This is a genomic window from Pseudoalteromonas umbrosa (genome assembly GCF_030125375.1).
Lineage (GTDB): Bacteria > Pseudomonadota > Gammaproteobacteria > Enterobacterales > Alteromonadaceae > Pseudoalteromonas > Pseudoalteromonas umbrosa.
Genome location: NZ_JASJUU010000006.1, coordinates 1 through 17,666 on the forward strand (window position 1 = coordinate 1; position 17,666 = coordinate 17,666).

The 17,666-nt window shown below is 42.1% G+C and carries 18 protein-coding genes and 1 rRNA gene; 13 read left to right on the forward strand and 6 right to left on the reverse strand.

Features of this window, described 5'->3' with window-relative positions; all coding sequences use genetic code 11:
- Positions 1-6: 6 nt before the first annotated feature.
- Positions 7-121 (forward strand): 5S ribosomal RNA (rrf, locus tag QNM16_RS18345).
- Positions 122-614: 493 nt separating this feature from the next.
- Here rrf and QNM16_RS18350 read toward each other — a convergent pair.
- From QNM16_RS18350 to QNM16_RS18360, 3 genes are all read right to left on the reverse strand, one after another.
- Complete coding sequence (locus tag QNM16_RS18350) at positions 615-1,799, reverse strand: vWA domain-containing protein (RefSeq protein WP_284021818.1); 1,185 nt, start codon at positions 1,797-1,799, stop codon at positions 615-617.
- Positions 1,799-2,632: an AAA family ATPase gene (locus QNM16_RS18355; RefSeq protein WP_284021819.1), complete on the reverse strand. Its 834-nt coding sequence runs from the start codon at positions 2,630-2,632 to the stop codon at positions 1,799-1,801. The genes QNM16_RS18350 and QNM16_RS18355 overlap by 1 nt, the downstream gene beginning before the upstream one ends.
- A gap of 65 nt (positions 2,633-2,697) precedes the next feature.
- Entirely contained in the window at positions 2,698-2,919 is a 222-nt protein-coding gene (locus QNM16_RS18360) for a DUF1653 domain-containing protein (protein WP_200890437.1), read from the reverse strand.
- An 87-nt stretch (positions 2,920-3,006) separates the two neighbouring features.
- Here QNM16_RS18360 and QNM16_RS18365 point away from each other — a divergent pair, with 87 nt between their 5' ends.
- The 10 genes from QNM16_RS18365 to rpoS all read left to right on the forward strand — a co-directional run bounded on the left by QNM16_RS18365 (position 3,007) and on the right by rpoS (position 10,107).
- Positions 3,007-3,483, forward strand: a complete 477-nt coding sequence (locus tag QNM16_RS18365; protein WP_284021820.1) for a DUF2947 family protein — start codon at positions 3,007-3,009, stop codon at positions 3,481-3,483.
- Positions 3,484-3,567: 84 nt separating this feature from the next.
- The gene (locus QNM16_RS18370) at positions 3,568-4,197 is read left to right on the forward strand and encodes a hypothetical protein (RefSeq protein WP_284021821.1); all 630 of its coding nucleotides are present in this window, start codon (positions 3,568-3,570) and stop codon (positions 4,195-4,197) included.
- A 53-nt stretch (positions 4,198-4,250) separates the two neighbouring features.
- On the forward strand, positions 4,251-4,535 hold the full coding sequence (gene ftsB, locus QNM16_RS18375; protein ID WP_039611781.1) for a cell division protein FtsB: 285 nt from the start codon (positions 4,251-4,253) through the stop codon (positions 4,533-4,535).
- Positions 4,528-5,232 (forward strand): 2-C-methyl-D-erythritol 4-phosphate cytidylyltransferase, encoded by a 705-nt coding sequence (ispD, locus tag QNM16_RS18380; RefSeq protein ID WP_284021822.1) that lies wholly within the window; start codon positions 4,528-4,530, stop codon positions 5,230-5,232. Before ftsB ends, ispD begins: the two co-directional genes overlap by 8 nt.
- Positions 5,225-5,701, forward strand: coding sequence for a 2-C-methyl-D-erythritol 2,4-cyclodiphosphate synthase (ispF, locus tag QNM16_RS18385; protein ID WP_284021823.1), 477 nt, complete (start codon positions 5,225-5,227; stop codon positions 5,699-5,701). The genes ispD and ispF overlap by 8 nt, the downstream gene beginning before the upstream one ends.
- Positions 5,702-5,717: 16 nt before the next feature.
- On the forward strand, positions 5,718-6,749 hold the full coding sequence (gene truD, locus QNM16_RS18390) for a tRNA pseudouridine(13) synthase TruD (RefSeq protein ID WP_284021991.1): 1,032 nt from the start codon (positions 5,718-5,720) through the stop codon (positions 6,747-6,749).
- A 2-nt stretch (positions 6,750-6,751) separates the two neighbouring features.
- Positions 6,752-7,501, forward strand: coding sequence for a 5'/3'-nucleotidase SurE (gene surE / locus QNM16_RS18395; RefSeq protein WP_284021824.1), 750 nt, complete (start codon positions 6,752-6,754; stop codon positions 7,499-7,501).
- A 5-nt stretch (positions 7,502-7,506) separates the two neighbouring features.
- Entirely contained in the window at positions 7,507-8,145 is a 639-nt protein-coding gene (locus QNM16_RS18400; protein ID WP_284021825.1) for a protein-L-isoaspartate(D-aspartate) O-methyltransferase, read from the forward strand.
- A gap of 98 nt (positions 8,146-8,243) precedes the next feature.
- Positions 8,244-9,071, forward strand: coding sequence for a peptidoglycan DD-metalloendopeptidase family protein (locus tag QNM16_RS18405; protein ID WP_284021826.1), 828 nt, complete (start codon positions 8,244-8,246; stop codon positions 9,069-9,071).
- A 52-nt stretch (positions 9,072-9,123) separates the two neighbouring features.
- Complete coding sequence (gene rpoS / locus QNM16_RS18410; protein ID WP_284021827.1) at positions 9,124-10,107, forward strand: RNA polymerase sigma factor RpoS; 984 nt, start codon at positions 9,124-9,126, stop codon at positions 10,105-10,107.
- A gap of 169 nt (positions 10,108-10,276) precedes the next feature.
- On the opposite strand, the gene QNM16_RS18415 is transcribed toward rpoS, so the two are convergent.
- From QNM16_RS18415 to pepA, 3 genes are all read right to left on the reverse strand, one after another.
- Positions 10,277-13,123 (reverse strand): valine--tRNA ligase, encoded by a 2,847-nt coding sequence (locus tag QNM16_RS18415; protein ID WP_284021828.1) that lies wholly within the window; start codon positions 13,121-13,123, stop codon positions 10,277-10,279.
- 23 nt (positions 13,124-13,146) lie between these two features.
- A complete protein-coding gene (locus QNM16_RS18420; RefSeq protein ID WP_284021992.1) occupies positions 13,147-13,593 on the reverse strand; it encodes a DNA polymerase III subunit chi in 447 nt (148 codons plus the stop codon).
- A gap of 181 nt (positions 13,594-13,774) precedes the next feature.
- Positions 13,775-15,286 (reverse strand): leucyl aminopeptidase, encoded by a 1,512-nt coding sequence (gene pepA / locus QNM16_RS18425; protein ID WP_284021829.1) that lies wholly within the window; start codon positions 15,284-15,286, stop codon positions 13,775-13,777.
- Positions 15,287-15,481: 195 nt separating this feature from the next.
- Between pepA and lptF the strand changes: the two genes are divergently transcribed.
- Together lptF and lptG are read left to right on the forward strand one after the other, a co-directional pair.
- Complete coding sequence (gene lptF, locus QNM16_RS18430; RefSeq protein WP_284021830.1) at positions 15,482-16,594, forward strand: LPS export ABC transporter permease LptF; 1,113 nt, start codon at positions 15,482-15,484, stop codon at positions 16,592-16,594.
- On the forward strand, positions 16,591-17,658 hold the full coding sequence (gene lptG / locus QNM16_RS18435; protein ID WP_284021831.1) for an LPS export ABC transporter permease LptG: 1,068 nt from the start codon (positions 16,591-16,593) through the stop codon (positions 17,656-17,658). Before lptF ends, lptG begins: the two co-directional genes overlap by 4 nt.
- Positions 17,659-17,666: the final 8 nt, after the last annotated feature.

The window sequence follows — 17,666 nt, forward strand, 5'->3', positions numbered from 1 at the left end:
AATTTGCTTGGTAACCATAGCATTTTGGAACCACCTGACTCCATGCCGAACTCAGTAGTGAAACGAAATAGCGCCGATGATAGTGTGGGGTTTCCCATGTGAAAGTAGGACATTGCCAAGCACCAAATAAGATAAACCCGTTGCAGAAATGCAGCGGGTTTTTTGTGTTTAAGTCCCTCGGCAGCGATTAAAGCGGCTCATTTCACCTTGCGCAAAAAGAGCGTACTCACTGCGTTCGTTGTCGCTAACCTTTTGCACGATAGCGCCGATGATAGTGTGTGGGGCGGACGGCGAGTCTTTCCCATGTGAAAGTAGGACATTCTACTGCGTAGCGCACCAAAAGCGCCAAATAAGAGAAACCCGTTGCAGAAATGCAGCGGTTTTTTTGCGTTTAAGTCCCTCGGCAACAACTAAAATAGCTCACTTCACCTTGCACAAAAAGAGCGTACTCACTGCGTTCGCTGTCGCTAACCTTTTGCACGATATTCACCTTGCTCACTATTATTAATATTTCCCTACTTTTCAAAAAAGACAATGCTTAATGGGGTGCTAACGCGAAATTGAACCCATGAGAGTTCGAACTGCATGGGCTTGTGAATTATAAAAATACCGAACTAAGTAAGAGTTTTAACGGCTTGGGCGATGCCTTCTAAAGTGAGCGGATACATTCTGCCTTCCATCAATTTATCAATTTGTCTTATTGACTGGTAATACGGCCAGTAATCTTTTGGCTGTGGGTTCAGCCATGCAACTTTATCGAAATGATCTGTAAGTCGTTTTAACCACTCGCTACCAGGTTCTTGATTCCAATGTTCTACACTGCCCCCTGGGTAGGTAATTTCATAAGGGCCCATTGTCGCATCACCAACAAAGATTAAGCGGTAATCTTTGCCGAATTTATGAATGAGTTGATAGGTATCAAGTAAGGAATCGTTTAAGCGCTCATTGTTTTTCCAGACGTGCTCATATACACAATTGTGAAAATAGTAAAACTCTAAGTGTTTAAACTCCGAGTGAGCAGCACTGAACAACTGTTCGCATATTTGGATATGGTCGTCCATTGAGCCCCCAATATCGAACAACATGAGTACGCTAATGGCATTGTGTCTTTGTGGGGCCATTTTAACATCGAGTAGACCGCCTTGTTTTGCTGTTGCCTCTATGGTGTTGTTGAGATCAAGCTCTTCGCTCTCATGACTGCGGGCGAATTTTCTCAATTGCTTGATTGCCAATTTCATATTTCGGCTGCTGAGATCTGCATCTTTGTCGAGGTTTTTATATTGCCTCTTATCCCATACCTTAACGGCCTGCCTATGGCGACTTTCATGTTGGCCAATTCGCACGCCTTCAGGGTTATATCCATATGCCCCAAAGGGAGATGTGCCGCCTGTGCCTACCCATTTGTTACCACCTGCGTGTCTTTTTTGCTGCTCTTCAAGGCGACGCTTAAGTGTTTCCATAAGTTTATCTAGCCCACCTAAGGCTTTCAGTTTGGCTTTTTCTTCTTCGCTGAGCTGCTTCTCAAAGTCTTTTCTTAACCAGTCTGCAGGTAAGGCTTGTTGCTGTATTGCATTGGCAAGGTCTACTTGTGCTACACCTTGAAAATAGTCAGCAAACGCGCGGTCAAATTTATCGAACAAAGTTTCATCTTTGACAAATATCACTTTGCTGAGCGTATAAAAATCATCGACGCTACCAAAGCAGAGCCCTTGCTCTAGCGCTGAAAGACAATCTAGCAGCTCCCTTAGACTTGCTTTAATACCATGTCGCCTAAGAGTAAACAGGAACTCAATCAGCATTATCTTTTACTCATAAAAGCGAGTTTTTCAATCAAGGTCACATCTTGCTCATTTTTTAACAAAGCTCCAAATAATGGCATAAGGCCGCCTTGGTGTGTTTTGTCATGTAATGTTGTGGCATTAATATCTTCTGCAAGTAATAGCTTTAACCAATCGAGTAACTCACTGGTACTGGGTTTTTTCTTAAGGCCTCTAATTTCTCGTAAATTAAAGAATACCTCCAATGCTTGATTAAGTAGCGTTGCTTTTATATCAGGGAAGTGAACATCCACTATGGCTTTCATCTCTTCAATAGATGGAAAGTCAATGTAATGGAAAAAGCACCTGCGTAAAAAGGCGTCTGGCAGCTCTTTTTCATTATTTGACGTAATGATAACGATAGGTCGGGTGTCTGCTTTTACTTGTTGCTGCGTTTCATAAACATGAAACTCTATTTTATCTAGTTCGAGCAGCAGGTCATTAGGAAACTCGATATCGGCTTTGTCTATTTCATCTATAAGAAGAACGGGACGCTTGTTCGCTGAAAATGCCTGCCACAATTTGCCTTTTATTATGTAGTTATTTACATCATGAACACGTTCGTCGCCCAGTTGGCTATCACGAAGTCGTGATACCGCATCGTACTCATAAAGCCCTTGTTGAGCTTTAGTGGTAGACTTTATGTGCCATTGAATCAGTTCAGTTTCTAAGCTTTGAGCGAGTTCTTCTGCTAATAGGGTTTTACCAGTACCTGGTTCACCTTTTATTAGTAGTGGTTTCTCTAATAGAATGGCGGCATTAACCGCCTGTTGTAGTGCTGCTGTTGCTATATAGTTGCTTGTGCCTTTGAACATTGTTTCTTGTGGTCTGAGGAGATCATGTTACCAGTTTGCCACACTTCCATTTTCACTACCAAATATCATTCTTCTCGCACAAATTGAAATCTAGGCTGTGTTTTACCGTCAATAGTGACATCTTCAACAAACATGCTCAAAGGCCTTGCCCAATGGTCATAATTACCATACAGCGTTTTATAGATCACCAGGGCTTCTTCGCTTTCACTGTGGGTTGCAATAAACAACACTTGGTATTCTTTACCCTTGTAATGGCGGTATATCCCTTTTTTAAGTTCGATAGGCATTGTTGAGTCCTCATATGACTGGGTATAATTGGCTTATTAAAAGACGAGCGCAGATGCTCGTTTATCTATGAAATAAGGTTTTAATACATGAATTATATTGCGCTTGGCGATTTCAAGAAAGCATGGGTTTTCAGGCATAAGGACCTCCCGATTGACGACGCGGATTTGGCCCAGATTAAGCCGATGACAGCGCAGCGTGCAGCTGTTCTTTGGAGTACTATGGTTAGCCGAGAGCAAGATCACCCTGACTTTTTTACACCGACAGACTGGGCTGGTAAAGAAGACAACTGGGAGGAAGTGGTTGATTGGGAAGGCAAGTGGGAAGAAGGCGAGCCTCTATTACCATCAGAGATCACTGAATATTTGCAGTGGGAAGATAATACAACAGTCTACTTTTGTCTCTCCAGAGATCATGTTATCGAGACACAGTTTGGCGTATTCAAGCGTTGCTGGCAAAACTTTATGTTTTTAGTTGATGGCAGTTTATTACTTGGTAAGAAACGAGATGCAGCTGTACAGTTTTTAGAGACTGGCGAAGCTAAACTTGGTAAACGTCCGAAATGAAAATAGACCCCGCTTATAATATTTAATAGACTGACTGTATTCAGGTATGACGCCGTGATATAAAACCCCTTAATGGGAGGGATTTTGAGAGAGTACAATACAGGCAAGCAACAGACCACTATTTGGCAAGATGAGGCTTTAAGGCTTGTCTACGCTGAGCTTGTCAATGTATTTTATACTCGAGAAATTACGCGCTTATCTACTGAAGCGGATCCGAGCAGACTGAAAAGAGTGTTAAGCAGTTTACCTTATTACGTTGAACGTGCGGCAACGCATATTGTATTAGGTGAAGTGCCTCTTCAGTTGGATAGCCATAATGGATGTTGGGTGGCCACACAAAGGCGGGTTCCATCGCAAACACCTGATAAAATTCGGCTCTATTTCGAAAAACAAGCTGAAGTGGGGCTCGTTGTGCCAGTTGCTATTAATCAGGACCATGAAACCATTCTTTGTATTGATATGATAGATCAAGTGAATCAATCACAAATACATTGCAATCAATATGGTTGGTTCGCCAATGAAGGGCATTGCTTAGACAATGATCATATAAGCATACTCAAACCGACGAAAGCTTTAATGACAGCCGCCTGTTGTGGTCATCGATGGCAATATCATAAAATGATAACACCGAGATTACTTGGCCTAAGAGAAATGCTACTTGCAAGTAGTATCAACTGGCGCAATGTAGCAAAAAAGAAACTAGTATCAGGCTGACAATTATCCTGTTGTCGACATGACTACATCATTCATTTAGTAGGGTATATTTTATGCGTTTTTTTCAGTTAGCGCTATTTTGCCTGTGTGCCTACATACAGTATAAGCTGTGGTTTGGCCATCATGGTTTGCAGGACTATCGGAGGATCACCGAAACGGTAAATACCCATCAGCAAATGAATGCCGAATTACTAAAAAGAAATAAATTACTTAAAGCAGATATTGAGGACCTAAAATTAGGTTTAGAAGGCGTTGAAGAGCGGGCTCGGCATGAGCTAGGCATGATCAAGCCAAATGAAACTTTTATCCGCGTACTACCTAAGAAGCATTATGAATAAAGCAATATCATTAGCTGCAGTTGTTCCTGCTGCTGGTGTGGGTTCCAGAATGGGACTTAATCACCCAAAGCAATATTTAAAAATTGGTGAAAAGACCATCCTAGAGCATACTTTAATAAAGTTATCCAAAGTTGAACATATTAACCATATCTATGTTGCAGTGAGCGAAGACGATGGGTACTTCGATGGTTTAGATTTAACTGAGCTAAATACAACCCGTGTATCTGGTGGCAAAGAAAGGGCTGATTCGGTGCTTAATGCTTTAAAGTCTATGCAAGCACACCCTCCGGAGTGGGTTTTAGTGCATGATGCTGCCAGGCCGCTTGTCGATATTAAAGATATCGAGAAACTGATTGTATCTTGCTTAGGTACCGGTGAAGGCGGAATACTTGCAAGCAAAGTGAAGGACACAATTAAAAAAGGCGACATGCACATAGAAGAGACTGTGCCTAGAGATCAACTATGGCAAGCTTTAACTCCTCAACTTTTTCCTTATCAAGCGCTTTTGAGTGCACTGGACAGTGCGTTGAATGAAGGGGCGATGATCACCGATGAAGCTTCAGCAATGGAAAGGGTTGGGCAGCCTGTAGCATTAGTTTCGGGTCGCTCCGACAATATAAAGATTACCACGCCAGAAGATCATGCGTTGGCATGTTTTCTAATGGCACAACAGCAAAAGAGTATTGAGAATGTTTAGAATTGGTCATGGCTTTGACGTACACAAATTTGGCGGCGAAGGGCCTTTAGTAATTTGTGGCGAGAAAATAGAATTTGAACAAGGTTTTATTGCACACTCCGATGGCGATGTTGCAGTTCATGCTCTTTGCGATGCATTGTTAGGGGCACTTGCGTTAGGCGATATAGGTAAGCATTTCCCAGATACGGATAGTGAGTTTGAAAACATAGATAGCCGTATTTTATTAAGAAGAGTGATCGAGCAAGTAACGACAATGGGCTACACAGTAGGAAATATTGATGTCACTATTGTTGCTCAGGCTCCTAAAATGCGACCGCACATTGACGCAATGAGAGCAAATTTAGCCTCTGATTGCCAAGTTGAACTCAATCAAGTTAATGTCAAAGCGACAACAACGGAAAAGCTTGGGTTTGAAGGCCGCAAAGAAGGCATTTCAAGTCATGCAGTCGTACTACTTATGAAGGGATAGTTAAGTGATTGATGCTATAGCTTCGCTAAATTACCTTTATGGAGAGCCTCTATCTCAAGGTGACTTTAAGCAAACAGCAGAAGACTTTGTAGTTGAAGAAATACTGGATATTGAGTTCACAGGTGAAGGCGAGCATGTTTGCTTACAGATCATTAAACGCGGAGAAAATACTGCGTTTTTGGCCAAGCAAATTGCTAAATTTGCAGGCGTTGCCCCAAGAGATGTGAGTTATGCTGGACTAAAAGATCGTCATGGTGTCTGCACACAGTGGTTTAGCGTACCGGTCCCGATCAAAAAACACATAGATTTTTCGCAGTTAAACTCGGACTCTATGGTTGTGATTAAACAAGTGCGACATAACCGAAAATTAAAAACTGGTTGCCATCGTGGAAATCGCTTTGTGATAACGCTCAGGAATGTCACCAACCACTTGGATGTACTCTCTCGCATAAATGCAGTCAGGCAAGGTGTGCCAAATTATTTTGCAGAGCAGAGATTTGGTCATGATGGCCATAATTTGACGATGGCTGAGCGGTTATTTAATGGTGAACATATTCGTGACAAAAAGCTCAGAGGCATAGTGATCTCAGCTGCGAGATCGCATATTTTCAATCAAATAGTGTCAAAAAGAGTAAAAGAGCATGGTTTAGCAAAAACTTGGCACAGAGAAGTCTTTTTATTGTCAGGCAGCAACGCATTTTTTGAAGATGACTTAAACGACGATGTTGTTGAGCGTTTAAACCAAGGTGACATTCTTTTATCTGCGCCTCTAGTTGGTAAAGGAGAGAAGGGACTTACTGAGGTAGAGAAATCTTGGTTGGAGGAGCATACTTCTTGGCATCAGGGGCTTGCGGAGCTGGGTTTGAAAAATGAGCGAAGAAGCTTAAGAGTGATCCCTAAGTCGCTCAGTGTTAAAACCATCGACAGTCAAACCTTGCAGTTAAGCTTTGATTTACCAAAAGGGTGCTATGCGACTTCTGTACTAAGAGAGCTGATCAAACATAAAGATGTGAGCTTGAGAGATAACCAAGAATCTGGGGAGCAATAAGCGTGAAGATATTACTGAGCAATGATGATGGTGTAAGTGCAAAGGGAATTGAGGTGCTTTACAAAGCGCTCAGTGAATTAGCTGATGTGACCGTGATTGCGCCTGATAGGAACTGTAGTGGTGCGAGTAACTCTTTAACACTCATGAATCCATTACGTACGAGCACATTGGAAAATGGGTTTATTTCAGTCAATGGTACACCCACAGACTGTGTTCATCTCGGAGTAAACCAGCTTTGTGACGAGCCTCCGGCATTAGTAGTTGCAGGAATAAACAATGGCGCCAATTTAGGCGATGATACATTGTATTCTGGTACTGTTGCAGCCGCAGCTGAAGGTCGTCATTTGGGCCTGCCTGCGATAGCTGTTTCTCTATGCTCTAAAAGGGAAGCGCATTATGAAACTGCAGCTGCAGTCACCTTGAAAATTATTAAGGCACTGGACAGCCACCCACTACCAAAAGATCAAATATTAAATATTAATGTGCCTGATATCCCTTTATCTGAGTTAAAGGGGATTCAGGTAACTCGTCTTGGCGCAAGACATAAAGCCGATACAATGACTAAGCAATCAGATCCTTGGAATCGAGATATATATTGGTATGGTACACTTGGTACAGAGAGTGATGCTGGGGAAGGGACGGATTTTCATGCCGTGAAACAAGGATATGCTGCTATTACACCATTAACAGTTGATATGACTGCCCATGAGAGCCTTGAACGTCTAGCTACTTGGCTGTCGTCTCAGGAGTAATTATTTTGTTTAACAACTATCAACGCAGTGCTGATAAATTAATCACCAACTTGAGAGCGCAAGGGGTTCAAGACGAAGTTGTTTTGCGGGCTATGCTCAATACCCCAAGGCACTTATTTATTGACGACGTATTAAAGCATAAGTCATATGAGAATACTGCCTTGCCTATAGGCCAGGGACAGACAATATCTCAGCCATATATAGTTGCAAAAATGACAGAGGTGTTACGTCAGGTTGGTGTTCATGATAATGTTTTAGAAGTCGGGACTGGCTCTGGATATCAAACTGCCATATTAGCACAGCTGTTTGACAAGGTTTTTAGTATAGAGAGAATAAAAGCTCTTCAATGGCAAGCTAAGAGACGGCTTCATCAACTCGATTTGTATAATGTTTCTATGAAACATGGCGATGGCTGGCTGGGTTGGCATTCTAAAGCGCCTTTCAAAGGCATCATAGTGACGGCGGCTGCGTCTAGTGTTCCCGAGTCGCTTCTTGCACAATTAGATGATGGCGGCGCTATGATAATCCCCGTTGGAGTTGAGGAACAGATATTAACGTTGTTTGTTAATCAAGGGGGGAAAATAACTAGACAGGACATTGCAGCTGTAAAGTTTGTTCCGCTTGTTGCTGGACCAATCTTATAAATAATAGAGGAAATATATTTGCAACCCTGATAAATTGTCTTTTATTAGTGGTTTAAGTATACATATGTAATTAGATAATGGGGTTTAATGGAGTGTGGGTGAAAAGTGCGAACTTTTTTATAGTAGGTATACTATGCAGTTCATTGGTAGCCTGTTCATCTGTCCATAAGCCAGCGCCTGTAGTTAGTCTTACTAAAGGTAAGACCAAGCTGTCAAAAAAAATTCATATAAAAAATAACCGCTATAAAGTAAAAAGAGGTGATACATTATTTTCCATTGCATTTAGTGCAAATAAAGATGTACGGACGGTTGCCAAAATCAACAAAATTAAGCCTCCTTACACCATTTTCCCCGGCCAAACTATTTTATTAACCTATCCTAAAAAATCTAACAAAAAGACTAAAACAGCACCAGCAAAAACCAAAAAATATACAACTAATAAACCTTTAAATAACAAACCCTCAAAAAAAGAGCTTGATCCACCTAAGCAACGAGAGTATGTTCAAAGTCAAGCCAGTAAAAAAACCAATCACACCAATACTTTGTTGAATAAAGAGGTACGGTGGAATTGGCCCGCAGTAGGTAAAGTGACAAGACGCTTTTCTATTAAAGAAAATGGCTACAAGGGAATACAGATCACAAATAAAACAGGGACATCGATAAAAGCTGCGGCAAGTGGCATTGTTGTTTATGCAGGGAGTGCATTACGAGGCTATGGCAATTTAATTATTTTGAAACATACAGATGATTATCTTAGCGCCTATGCCCACAATTCCAAATTGCTAGTAAGAGAGCAGCAGCAGGTTAAAGTGGGGCAGAAGATTGCCGAAATGGGGAGTTCGGATGCAAGCTCGGTGGCTTTACGCTTTGAAGTAAGGTATCGAGGTAAATCTGTAGACCCTGTTAGGTATCTGCCTAAAAAATAGCGTATCGACGTATTGATGGAACACTATCACTTATTCGCTTGGGAGGATGCTTATGGCTCAAACAGCAAAACAGAAAAGTAAAGTGAACCCGGAATTAGACGATAAGTTTGACGGGGTGGATGAAGACGGTCCTAACGAAGAACTTTTGGAAGACATTGACAGCGATGAAGACGTCTTTGCAAAAGATGAGACAGTCAAGAACTTAGATGCAACTCAACTATATTTAGGAGAGATTGGTTTTTCTCCATTATTGAGTGCCGAAGAAGAAGTATATTTTGCAAGAAAAGCCCTTAAAGGGTGTGAGGCTTCTCGTAAAAGAATGATTGAAAGTAACTTACGGCTAGTGGTGAAAATAGCCCGTCGTTATAACAATCGTGGTTTAGCACTGCTTGACCTAATTGAAGAAGGTAATTTAGGCTTAATCAGGGCTGTAGAGAAGTTTGATCCTGAAAGAGGCTTTAGGTTTTCTACATACGCGACATGGTGGATCCGCCAAACCATTGAGCGCGCCATTATGAACCAAACCCGCACCATTCGCTTACCTATACATGTTGTTAAAGAACTTAATGTATACCTTAGAACCGCTAGAGAGCTGACTCAAAAGCTAGACCATGAACCGACAGCCGAAGAGATCGCAGAATGCTTAGATAGACCGGTTGAAGATGTCAGTAAAATGCTGCGTCTGAATGAGAAGATCACCTCAGTTGATACCCCAATCGGTGGTGATAACGATAAGGCATTATTGGATATCATTGCAGATGAAAGAGGCTATGAGCCTGAAAGTGAAGTGCAAAACAAAGATATCAATCGACATATTGTTGATTGGCTTGGTGAGCTTAATCCGAAGCAGCGAGAAGTATTAGCACGACGATTTGGTTTATTGGGGTATGAGCCTTCAACGTTAGAAGATGTTGGTCGAGAAATTGGATTGACACGCGAGCGGGTAAGACAAATTCAAGTTGAAGCGTTGCGTCGTCTAAAAGATATATTACAGCATGAAGGACTCAGTACAGACAGCTTGTTTGAGCAACTTTAGGCTGGAAAGATATTAAAAATATAATTATTTCTCATACTAATAACAGCATATTTTTGAATCTCATTGAAGAGGTTGCGGCTTCAAACTTTATATTATGTTGTGACTGAGTAATGAACAAAAAAACCACGCTACTAAGCGTGGTTTTTGCTTTTATGAAGCCGCTTATTAATTAAAGTGACTCAATCTTAGACTTTTGCTCAAGCAACTTAGCTTTAGCATCACTGAATTCAGCAAGTTTCGCTTTTTCTTTTGCAAGCACAGCCTCAGGCGCATTGTTAACAAACTTCTCGTTTGCTAGCTTTTTCTCTACTTGTGTAAGGCCTTTTTCTGCTTTTTCAAGTTGCTTTGCAATACGAGCAAGCTCAGCTTCGACATCAATCAGACCAGCCATCGGGATCATGATTTCCAAATCGCCAATAAATGCAGTTGCAGATGCAGGCGCATCGTCTTTATTCGCAAGCACTGTAAATGCTTCTAGCTTAGCCAGTGAACTCAGGAATGCTTGGTTTTCATCTAGGCGACGCTGATCTTGCTCGCTGACATTTGCAAGCAGCACGTTAAGCGGCTTATTCGGGCTAATATCCATTTCGCCACGAATGTTACGAATCGCAAGAATGAATTGCTTAACCCACTCTAGGTCAGCCATCGCTTGCTCATCCACAATGTTTGCGTCAAATTCAGGGAAAGCCTGCAACATAATGGTATTTGCTTCGATACCTGCCAATGGTGCAACGCGTTGCCAAATTGTTTCAGTAATATAAGGCATCAATGGGTGCATGAGACGAAGTAGGCCTTCTAACACTGTGATCAGAGTATGGCGGGTGCCACGTTGCTGCTCTTCATTGCCTTTGAATAATACCGGCTTAGTTAGCTCTAGATACCAGTCACAGAATTGGTTCCATGTGAATTCATAAAGCGTATTTGACGCAAGGTCGAAGCGGTAGTTGTCCAAATGCTCTGTAAATGTTTGAACAGTATTTTGGAACTGACCCAAAATCCAGCGATCTGCCAGTGAGTATTGCTTTGGCGCATCGTTGAAACCGCAATCTTGTTCTTCAGTATTCATCAGAACATAGCGACTTGCATTCCATAGTTTGTTACAGAAGTTACGGTACCCTTCTAGTCGGTTCATATCCCAGTTGATATCACGACCAGTTGAAGCCATTGCTGCAAGGGTAAATCTCAGTGCATCTGTACCATGCGCTTCGATGCCGTCTGCGAATGTTTTACGCGTATTTTTCTCAATCTTTTTCGCTAATTGAGGCTGCATCATGTTACCAGTACGCTTGGTTACTAGGCTCTCAAGATCAATACCGTCAATCATATCAAGTGGATCTAGTACGTTACCTTTTGATTTTGACATCTTATCGCCATTTTCATCGCGGATAAGGCCCGTAACGTATACCGTTTTAAATGGAACCTGTGGTGTGCCATCATCATTTTTCACAAAGTGCATCGTCATCATGATCATACGAGCGACCCAGAAGAAAATGATGTCAAAGCCAGTGACAAGTACATCTGATGGATGGAATACTTTTAAGTCTTCAGTATTTTCTGGCCAACCCTGAGTAGAGAAAGTCCAAAGGGCAGAAGAGAACCACGTATCAAGCACGTCATCATCTTGTGATAGCACAACATCATCAGCTAGATTATTTTCTTTACGTACTTCGGCTTCATCACGCCCTACGTATACATTACCGTCAGCATCGTACCAAGCTGGAATTCTATGACCCCACCAAAGTTGGCGTGAAATACACCAATCTTGAATGTCGCGCATCCAAGAGAAGTACATGTTCTCGTATTGCTTTGGTACAAATTGAATGTCACCGTCTTCAACGGCTTTGATTGCAGGTTCAGCAAGAGGAGCTACGCGTACATACCATTGATCAGTCAATAACGGCTCAATGACAACACCTGAACGGTCGCCATATGGCACGGTTAAACTGTGGTCGTCAATTTTCTCTAATAGACCTGCCTGTTCAAATTCTTCGATGATCAATTTTCTTGCATCGAAGCGATCTAAACCATGGAAGCGCTCAGGAATTGGCGCATCTAAAGCAAGCTCTTTACCATCAAAGGTGTAGCTTTCACCTTGCGTCAGTACTGCGGCATCTTTGTTGAATACGTTGATCATTGGAAGCTGGTGGCGTTTACCAACTTCATTATCGTTAAAGTCGTGCGCTGGCGTGATTTTTACACAACCTGTGCCTTTTTCCATATCTGCATGCTCATCGGCAACGATAGGAATACGACGATTAACAATAGGGAGTAAAATTTCTTTACCGATAAGATCTTGATAGCGCTCATCATCTGGGTTTACTGCAACGCCTGTATCACCTAGCATGGTTTCAGGGCGAGTTGTCGCTACGATGATATAGTCTTTACCGTCTTTGGTCTTAACGCCATCAGCAAGAGGATAGCGCAGGTTCCACATGTGGCCTTGCTTGTCTTTGTTCTCAACTTCTAGATCAGAAATCGCAGTGTGAAGTTTTGGATCCCAGTTTACTAAGCGCTTACCACGATAAATCAGGTCTTCTTTATATAGGCGAACAAATACTTCTTTAACAGCCTCAGATAGACCTTCATCCATTGTAAAGCGTTCACGGTCCCAATCTACAGATGCGCCAAGACGTCTAAGCTGCTTTGTTATAGTTCCGCCAGACTCTTTTTTCCACTGCCAAATTCGGTCAATGAACTCTTCACGACCTAGGTCGTGTCTTGTTTTACCTTCTTCAGCTGCAAGTTTACGCTCAACAACCATTTGAGTTGCGATACCAGCGTGGTCTGTACCCACCTGCCATAAAGTATTTTTACCTTTCATACGCTGATAGCGAGTGAGGGTGTCCATTATGGTGTCTTGGAATGCGTGGCCCATGTGCAGGCTACCTGTGACATTCGGCGGCGGGATCATGATAGAGTATGCGTCGCCTTGTCCAGAAGGCTTAAAGTAGCCTTTTTCTTCCCAGTCTTGGTATAAAGACTGTTCAATATCTTGTGGATTATAGGTTTTATCCATTACACAGAACCTTAAAAAATACTTTAGTTATCAATTTCTTTCGTTGAAATATTGGCGCCTATAGCGCGCAGTTGTTTGAACCTTTCCCGGGCGGCCTGTTTGGCCATTGGCTCGACTGGGACAAAGTCATATACTTGCTCAAATCGTCGGACAAAATCCGGGATATGTGTGGCAAGGTTTATCAGAATTGTACGTCGCCCAACTGGGGGCATTTGGCCAATTTCCACAGGAGCGCCACCTTTTGGGCCTTCTCCTTGTAGATTATGCGGTACAAAACTGTCAGCATCGAACTGCCACAAATGTTCATCAATTGCATGGGCGTTTTCAACCGTATCCACGTATATAAAAACTCGTTGCCCAGCACGGTACAGTTTAGCAGCACTTCGCGCTGCAAGATCAAAATGAGCCGGAACTTGATGACTAGGCTCTTGGTCATGCTTTAACACTAAAAATTGTGCGTTGATTGACATGGCATGTGACTTATCTTCGGTACTGAATATAGCGTACAAAGTAAAAATACTTTGTGCCTGTCCAGCGTTCAAAATAAAGCCGCATTCTGACACAGAATACGGCTCTCATCAATCTACAGAAGACCTTAGGGCGAGTTATTTAACCTTACCCAAAGATCTCGTGAGTATTTACTCAAAAAGTTTAATCTTGTAAACCATCAGTGATGTTTGCACGATTTAGCAAGTATTGCATTAGCATTGGCACTGGACGGCCTGTTGCGCCTTTATTCGCGCCACTTTTCCAAGCTGTGCCTGCAACATCGATATGTGCCCAATTATACTTCTTGGTAAACTTTGATAAGAAGCAAGCTGCAGTAATTGTGCCTGCCGGACGTCCACCTAAGTTAGTGAAATCTGCAAACGGGCTTTTTAGCTGTTCTTGGTAATCGTCCCAAAGTGGCAACTGCCAAGCTCTGTCACCACTTTGTTCTGACGCTTTAAGTAAGTCATGTGCAAGTGGATTGTGATTTGATAGTAAACCTGATGCATGATGACCAAGTGCGATAATACAGGCACCAGTTAAGGTGGCAACATCCACAACCGTTTCAGGTTCAAACGCTTCAACATAAGTTAACGCATCACACAATACTAATCGGCCTTCTGCATCGGTATTAAGTACTTCAACAGTTTGACCTGACATGGTTGTTAATATATCGCCTGGGCGGTATGCACGGCTACTTGGCATGTTTTCACAGCCAGCTAAAACGCCGATGACATTCAATGGCAGCTGCATTTCTACAACCGCGCGCATTAAACCAAGTACACCAGCTGCACCACCCATATCGTACTTCATCTCATCCATGCCTTCGCCTGGTTTAAGTGAAATACCGCCTGAATCGAAAGTTAATCCTTTACCAACAAATACAACCGGTGCTTGTTTTTCTGATGCGCCGTTGTAATGGATCACCGACATGACAGATTCATTCTCACTGCCACGTCCAACAGCTAGGTATGAATGCATACCTAGCTCTTCCATTTCCTTTTCACCGACGAGGTTAACGGTGACGTTATCGAACTCTTTAGCTAACAGCTCAGCTTGCTCACCTAGGTAACGAGGGTTACAAATGTTCGGTGGCATATTAGCAACGTCTTTACATAGTTTTGCACCTGCCGCAATAGCTAAACCATGCTCAATGGCGCTTTCTCCAATTGTTAACTCTCTGCGAGTTGGCACATTAAAGACTATTTTACGTAGCGGGCGTCGCGCTTCACTTTTTTTGCTTTTCAGCTGGTTGAATGTATATAGACAGTCTTGTGTGGTCTCAACTGCTTGTCTTACCTTCCAGTAAGTATCACGACCTTTGACATGTTGCTCAGTCAAGAAGCATACAGCCTCCATAGAGCCTGTTTCATTTAAGGTATTGATAGTTTTAGAGATGATTTGTTTGTACTGTTTATCATCAAGCTCGCGCTCTTTACCACAACCAACCAATAATACACGCTCACTTAATACATTGGGTACATGGTGTAATAACAATACTTGCCCTGGTTTACCCTCTAGGTCACCACGGCGCAATAAATTGGAAATATAGCCTTCGCTGATTTTATCCAGCTGCTCACCAACTGGCGATAAACGTCGTGGTTCATACACCCCAACAACAATACAAGCACTGCGTTGCTTTTCTGGACTACCACTTTTAACGCTGAATTCCATTGCGACTCCTAAGTCTAAGTTATGCCATTTCAAACTTTAAATGCCAAACTACATCAAGTTAACTAAGTTACTTTAGTGCAGCAGCACTAGTAGGATATTTGATTTTGATGGCATATAATAAAGTGACTAAAATAACCAGTTTACTCAAAATTTCCTACTATTCCAGTGAAATGAGACGTTTTATAGGGGCGAACATTGCTAATTTTTCGATATTTGACTGCTGAAGTTTTAAAATCGCAGGTCGCCGTTTTCCTTACTCTAATGACGATTTTTCTATCACAAAAATTTGTCAAAATCTTAGCTGAAGCTTCGGGCGGAGGAATCCCAGGAAAACTCGTATTGTCATTTTTAGCGCTTAATTTACCTAAATTAGCTGTATATATTCTGCCATTGAGTGTGTTTCTAGGCATTATACTGGCGTATAGCCGGATATACGCAGATAGTGAAATGACGGTATTAAAGGCGTGCGGTGTGAGCGAGTGGTATGTTGTTCGCGTCACGCTTATTTCGAGTTTCTTTGTTGCATTAATTGCCGCTGCTGTGAGTTTATACGTTGCACCGTGGGCGGGTGAAAAACAAAACCAATTACGTGAACAAGCAAATGCAGAGTCCGGTCTTACACAATTACGAGCGGGGCGTTTTCAGCAAACTGGCAATGAAAAAGCGGTTGTGTTTATTCACAACACCAGTGAGCAGGGCTCTGTTTTAAATAAAGTTTTTGTAGCTCAGCTGCCAGAAAAAGAATCTAACAATGCTGCTCGAATTGTTTATGCGCAACAAGGGGAAGTTGCTGAAGGGGAATCGGGGGAGCAACAACTTCTCTTGAAAGATGGCAAACGCTATGAAACGGATGGGTTTAGCCAAGCATTAAATAAAACAGAGTTTGGCAGTTATCAGGTTCAGATCCAAGAGCAAGAAATTGAACGTCGAAGACGTGAACTAGAAGACCTCCCTTCTAGTCGATTGTTGGAACTCAATACTCCAGAGTCAATTGCACAATTCCAATTACGCATTGCAACGCCGATTTCTATTTTACTTTTAACTTTATTAGCTGTACCGCTGAGTGTTGTGAATCCGAGGCAGGGTAAGTTTGCTAAGCTGGTGCCTGCAATTGGCATTTACTTAGGGTACTTTATTTTACTCAATGCTGGTAAGTACTTGGTGGCAGAGGGCAAGATACCGCCTTCAGTGGGTTTATGGTGGATCCATTTATCAATTTTATTCATCGGTACTTACCTCATCGTCAAAGGCCGACCTTTCGGAGTATGGCTTAGATCTATATTGAGAAAGAGGGAGGTAGTCGCATGATGAAAATGCTTGATTGGTATTTAGGTCGAAGTATTTTGCAAACTACGAGTTTTGCATTATTAGTATTTGTCGGCATAAATACACTCATTAAGTTCATCGAGCAGCTTCGCTCTGTCGGTCGAGGTACCTATGAAGTGTCTGATGCACTGTTATTCACTTTATATAGTGTGCCAAGTGATATCGTGGTGTTTTTTCCAATGGCTGCGCTGATAGGTGGTTTGACTGGATTGGGTGCGTTGGCCTCAAGCAGTGAGTTAGTGGTTATGCAAGCCGCTGGTATGTCACGATTGCAAATTATTGGGTCAGTAATGAAAACCGCGATCATTCTAGCAATATGTATGATGGCCTTGGGGGAGTGGGGAGCGCCAGAAGCAGAACGCACTGCCAAACAACTAAGGAATCAGGCGATTTATGGTGGAGAAGTCTATGATGCGCAGAAGGGCCTGTGGGCAAAAGATGGTAATAATTTTATCAATATAGCCAATGTTGAAAAATCAGGTGAGCTGACCAACATAAATATATATCACTTTTCTGATGACTTAAACTTAGAAAAAATAACCAGAGCACAATCCGCTATCACTTCTGAGAAGGGGTGGATGCTTAAAGCAGTAGAAGAAGTACAAATTGGTGACAAGCAGGTTAGTACTTATTATGCACAAACAAAGCTATATGGTTCTCAACTTACCATTGATAGGCTAGGGGTTGCCTCATTTGAACCAGAGTCTTTGTCTTTTACCGGTTTATTATCTTACTTAAAATATCTTGAACAAAATGAGCAAGACACCAGCCATTATGAATTGGCGTTATGGCGAAAAGTAATGCAGCCAGTTACGATAGCAGTTATGTTGTTGGTTGCTTTGTCATTTATTTTTGGACCATTACGTTCGGTGAGCATGGGTGCAAGAATTATAATGGGTGTGGTGACTGGATTGATCTTCCACTTGAGTAATGAGGTGTTTGGTCCTATTGTGATGGTATATCAATTCTCGCCGTTTATTGGCGCGGTCATGCCGAGTATTATTTTTACATTAGTGGCGATGTATTTTTTACAGCGAAGACAATAAAAAGGCGC

Bases quoted from the DNA above. Each gene is read 5' to 3' on its own strand.
- QNM16_RS18350 (WP_284021818.1), bottom strand. From the start codon at position 1,799: ATGCTGATTGAGTTCCTGTTTACTCTTAGGCGACATGGTATTAAAGCA.
- QNM16_RS18355 (WP_284021819.1), bottom strand. From the start codon at position 2,632: ATGTTCAAAGGCACAAGCAACTATATAGCAACAGCAGCACTACAACAG.
- QNM16_RS18360 (WP_200890437.1), bottom strand. From the start codon at position 2,919: ATGCCTATCGAACTTAAAAAAGGGATATACCGCCATTACAAGGGTAAA.
- QNM16_RS18365 (WP_284021820.1), top strand. From the start codon at position 3,007: ATGAATTATATTGCGCTTGGCGATTTCAAGAAAGCATGGGTTTTCAGG.
- ftsB (WP_039611781.1), top strand. From the start codon at position 4,251: ATGCGTTTTTTTCAGTTAGCGCTATTTTGCCTGTGTGCCTACATACAG.
- ispD (WP_284021822.1), top strand. From the start codon at position 4,528: ATGAATAAAGCAATATCATTAGCTGCAGTTGTTCCTGCTGCTGGTGTG.
- ispF (WP_284021823.1), top strand. From the start codon at position 5,225: ATGTTTAGAATTGGTCATGGCTTTGACGTACACAAATTTGGCGGCGAA.
- rpoS (WP_284021827.1), top strand. From the start codon at position 9,124: ATGGCTCAAACAGCAAAACAGAAAAGTAAAGTGAACCCGGAATTAGAC.
- QNM16_RS18415 (WP_284021828.1), bottom strand. From the start codon at position 13,123: ATGGATAAAACCTATAATCCACAAGATATTGAACAGTCTTTATACCAA.
- QNM16_RS18420 (WP_284021992.1), bottom strand. From the start codon at position 13,593: ATGTCAATCAACGCACAATTTTTAGTGTTAAAGCATGACCAAGAGCCT.
- pepA (WP_284021829.1), bottom strand. From the start codon at position 15,286: ATGGAATTCAGCGTTAAAAGTGGTAGTCCAGAAAAGCAACGCAGTGCT.
- lptG (WP_284021831.1), top strand. From the start codon at position 16,591: ATGATGAAAATGCTTGATTGGTATTTAGGTCGAAGTATTTTGCAAACT.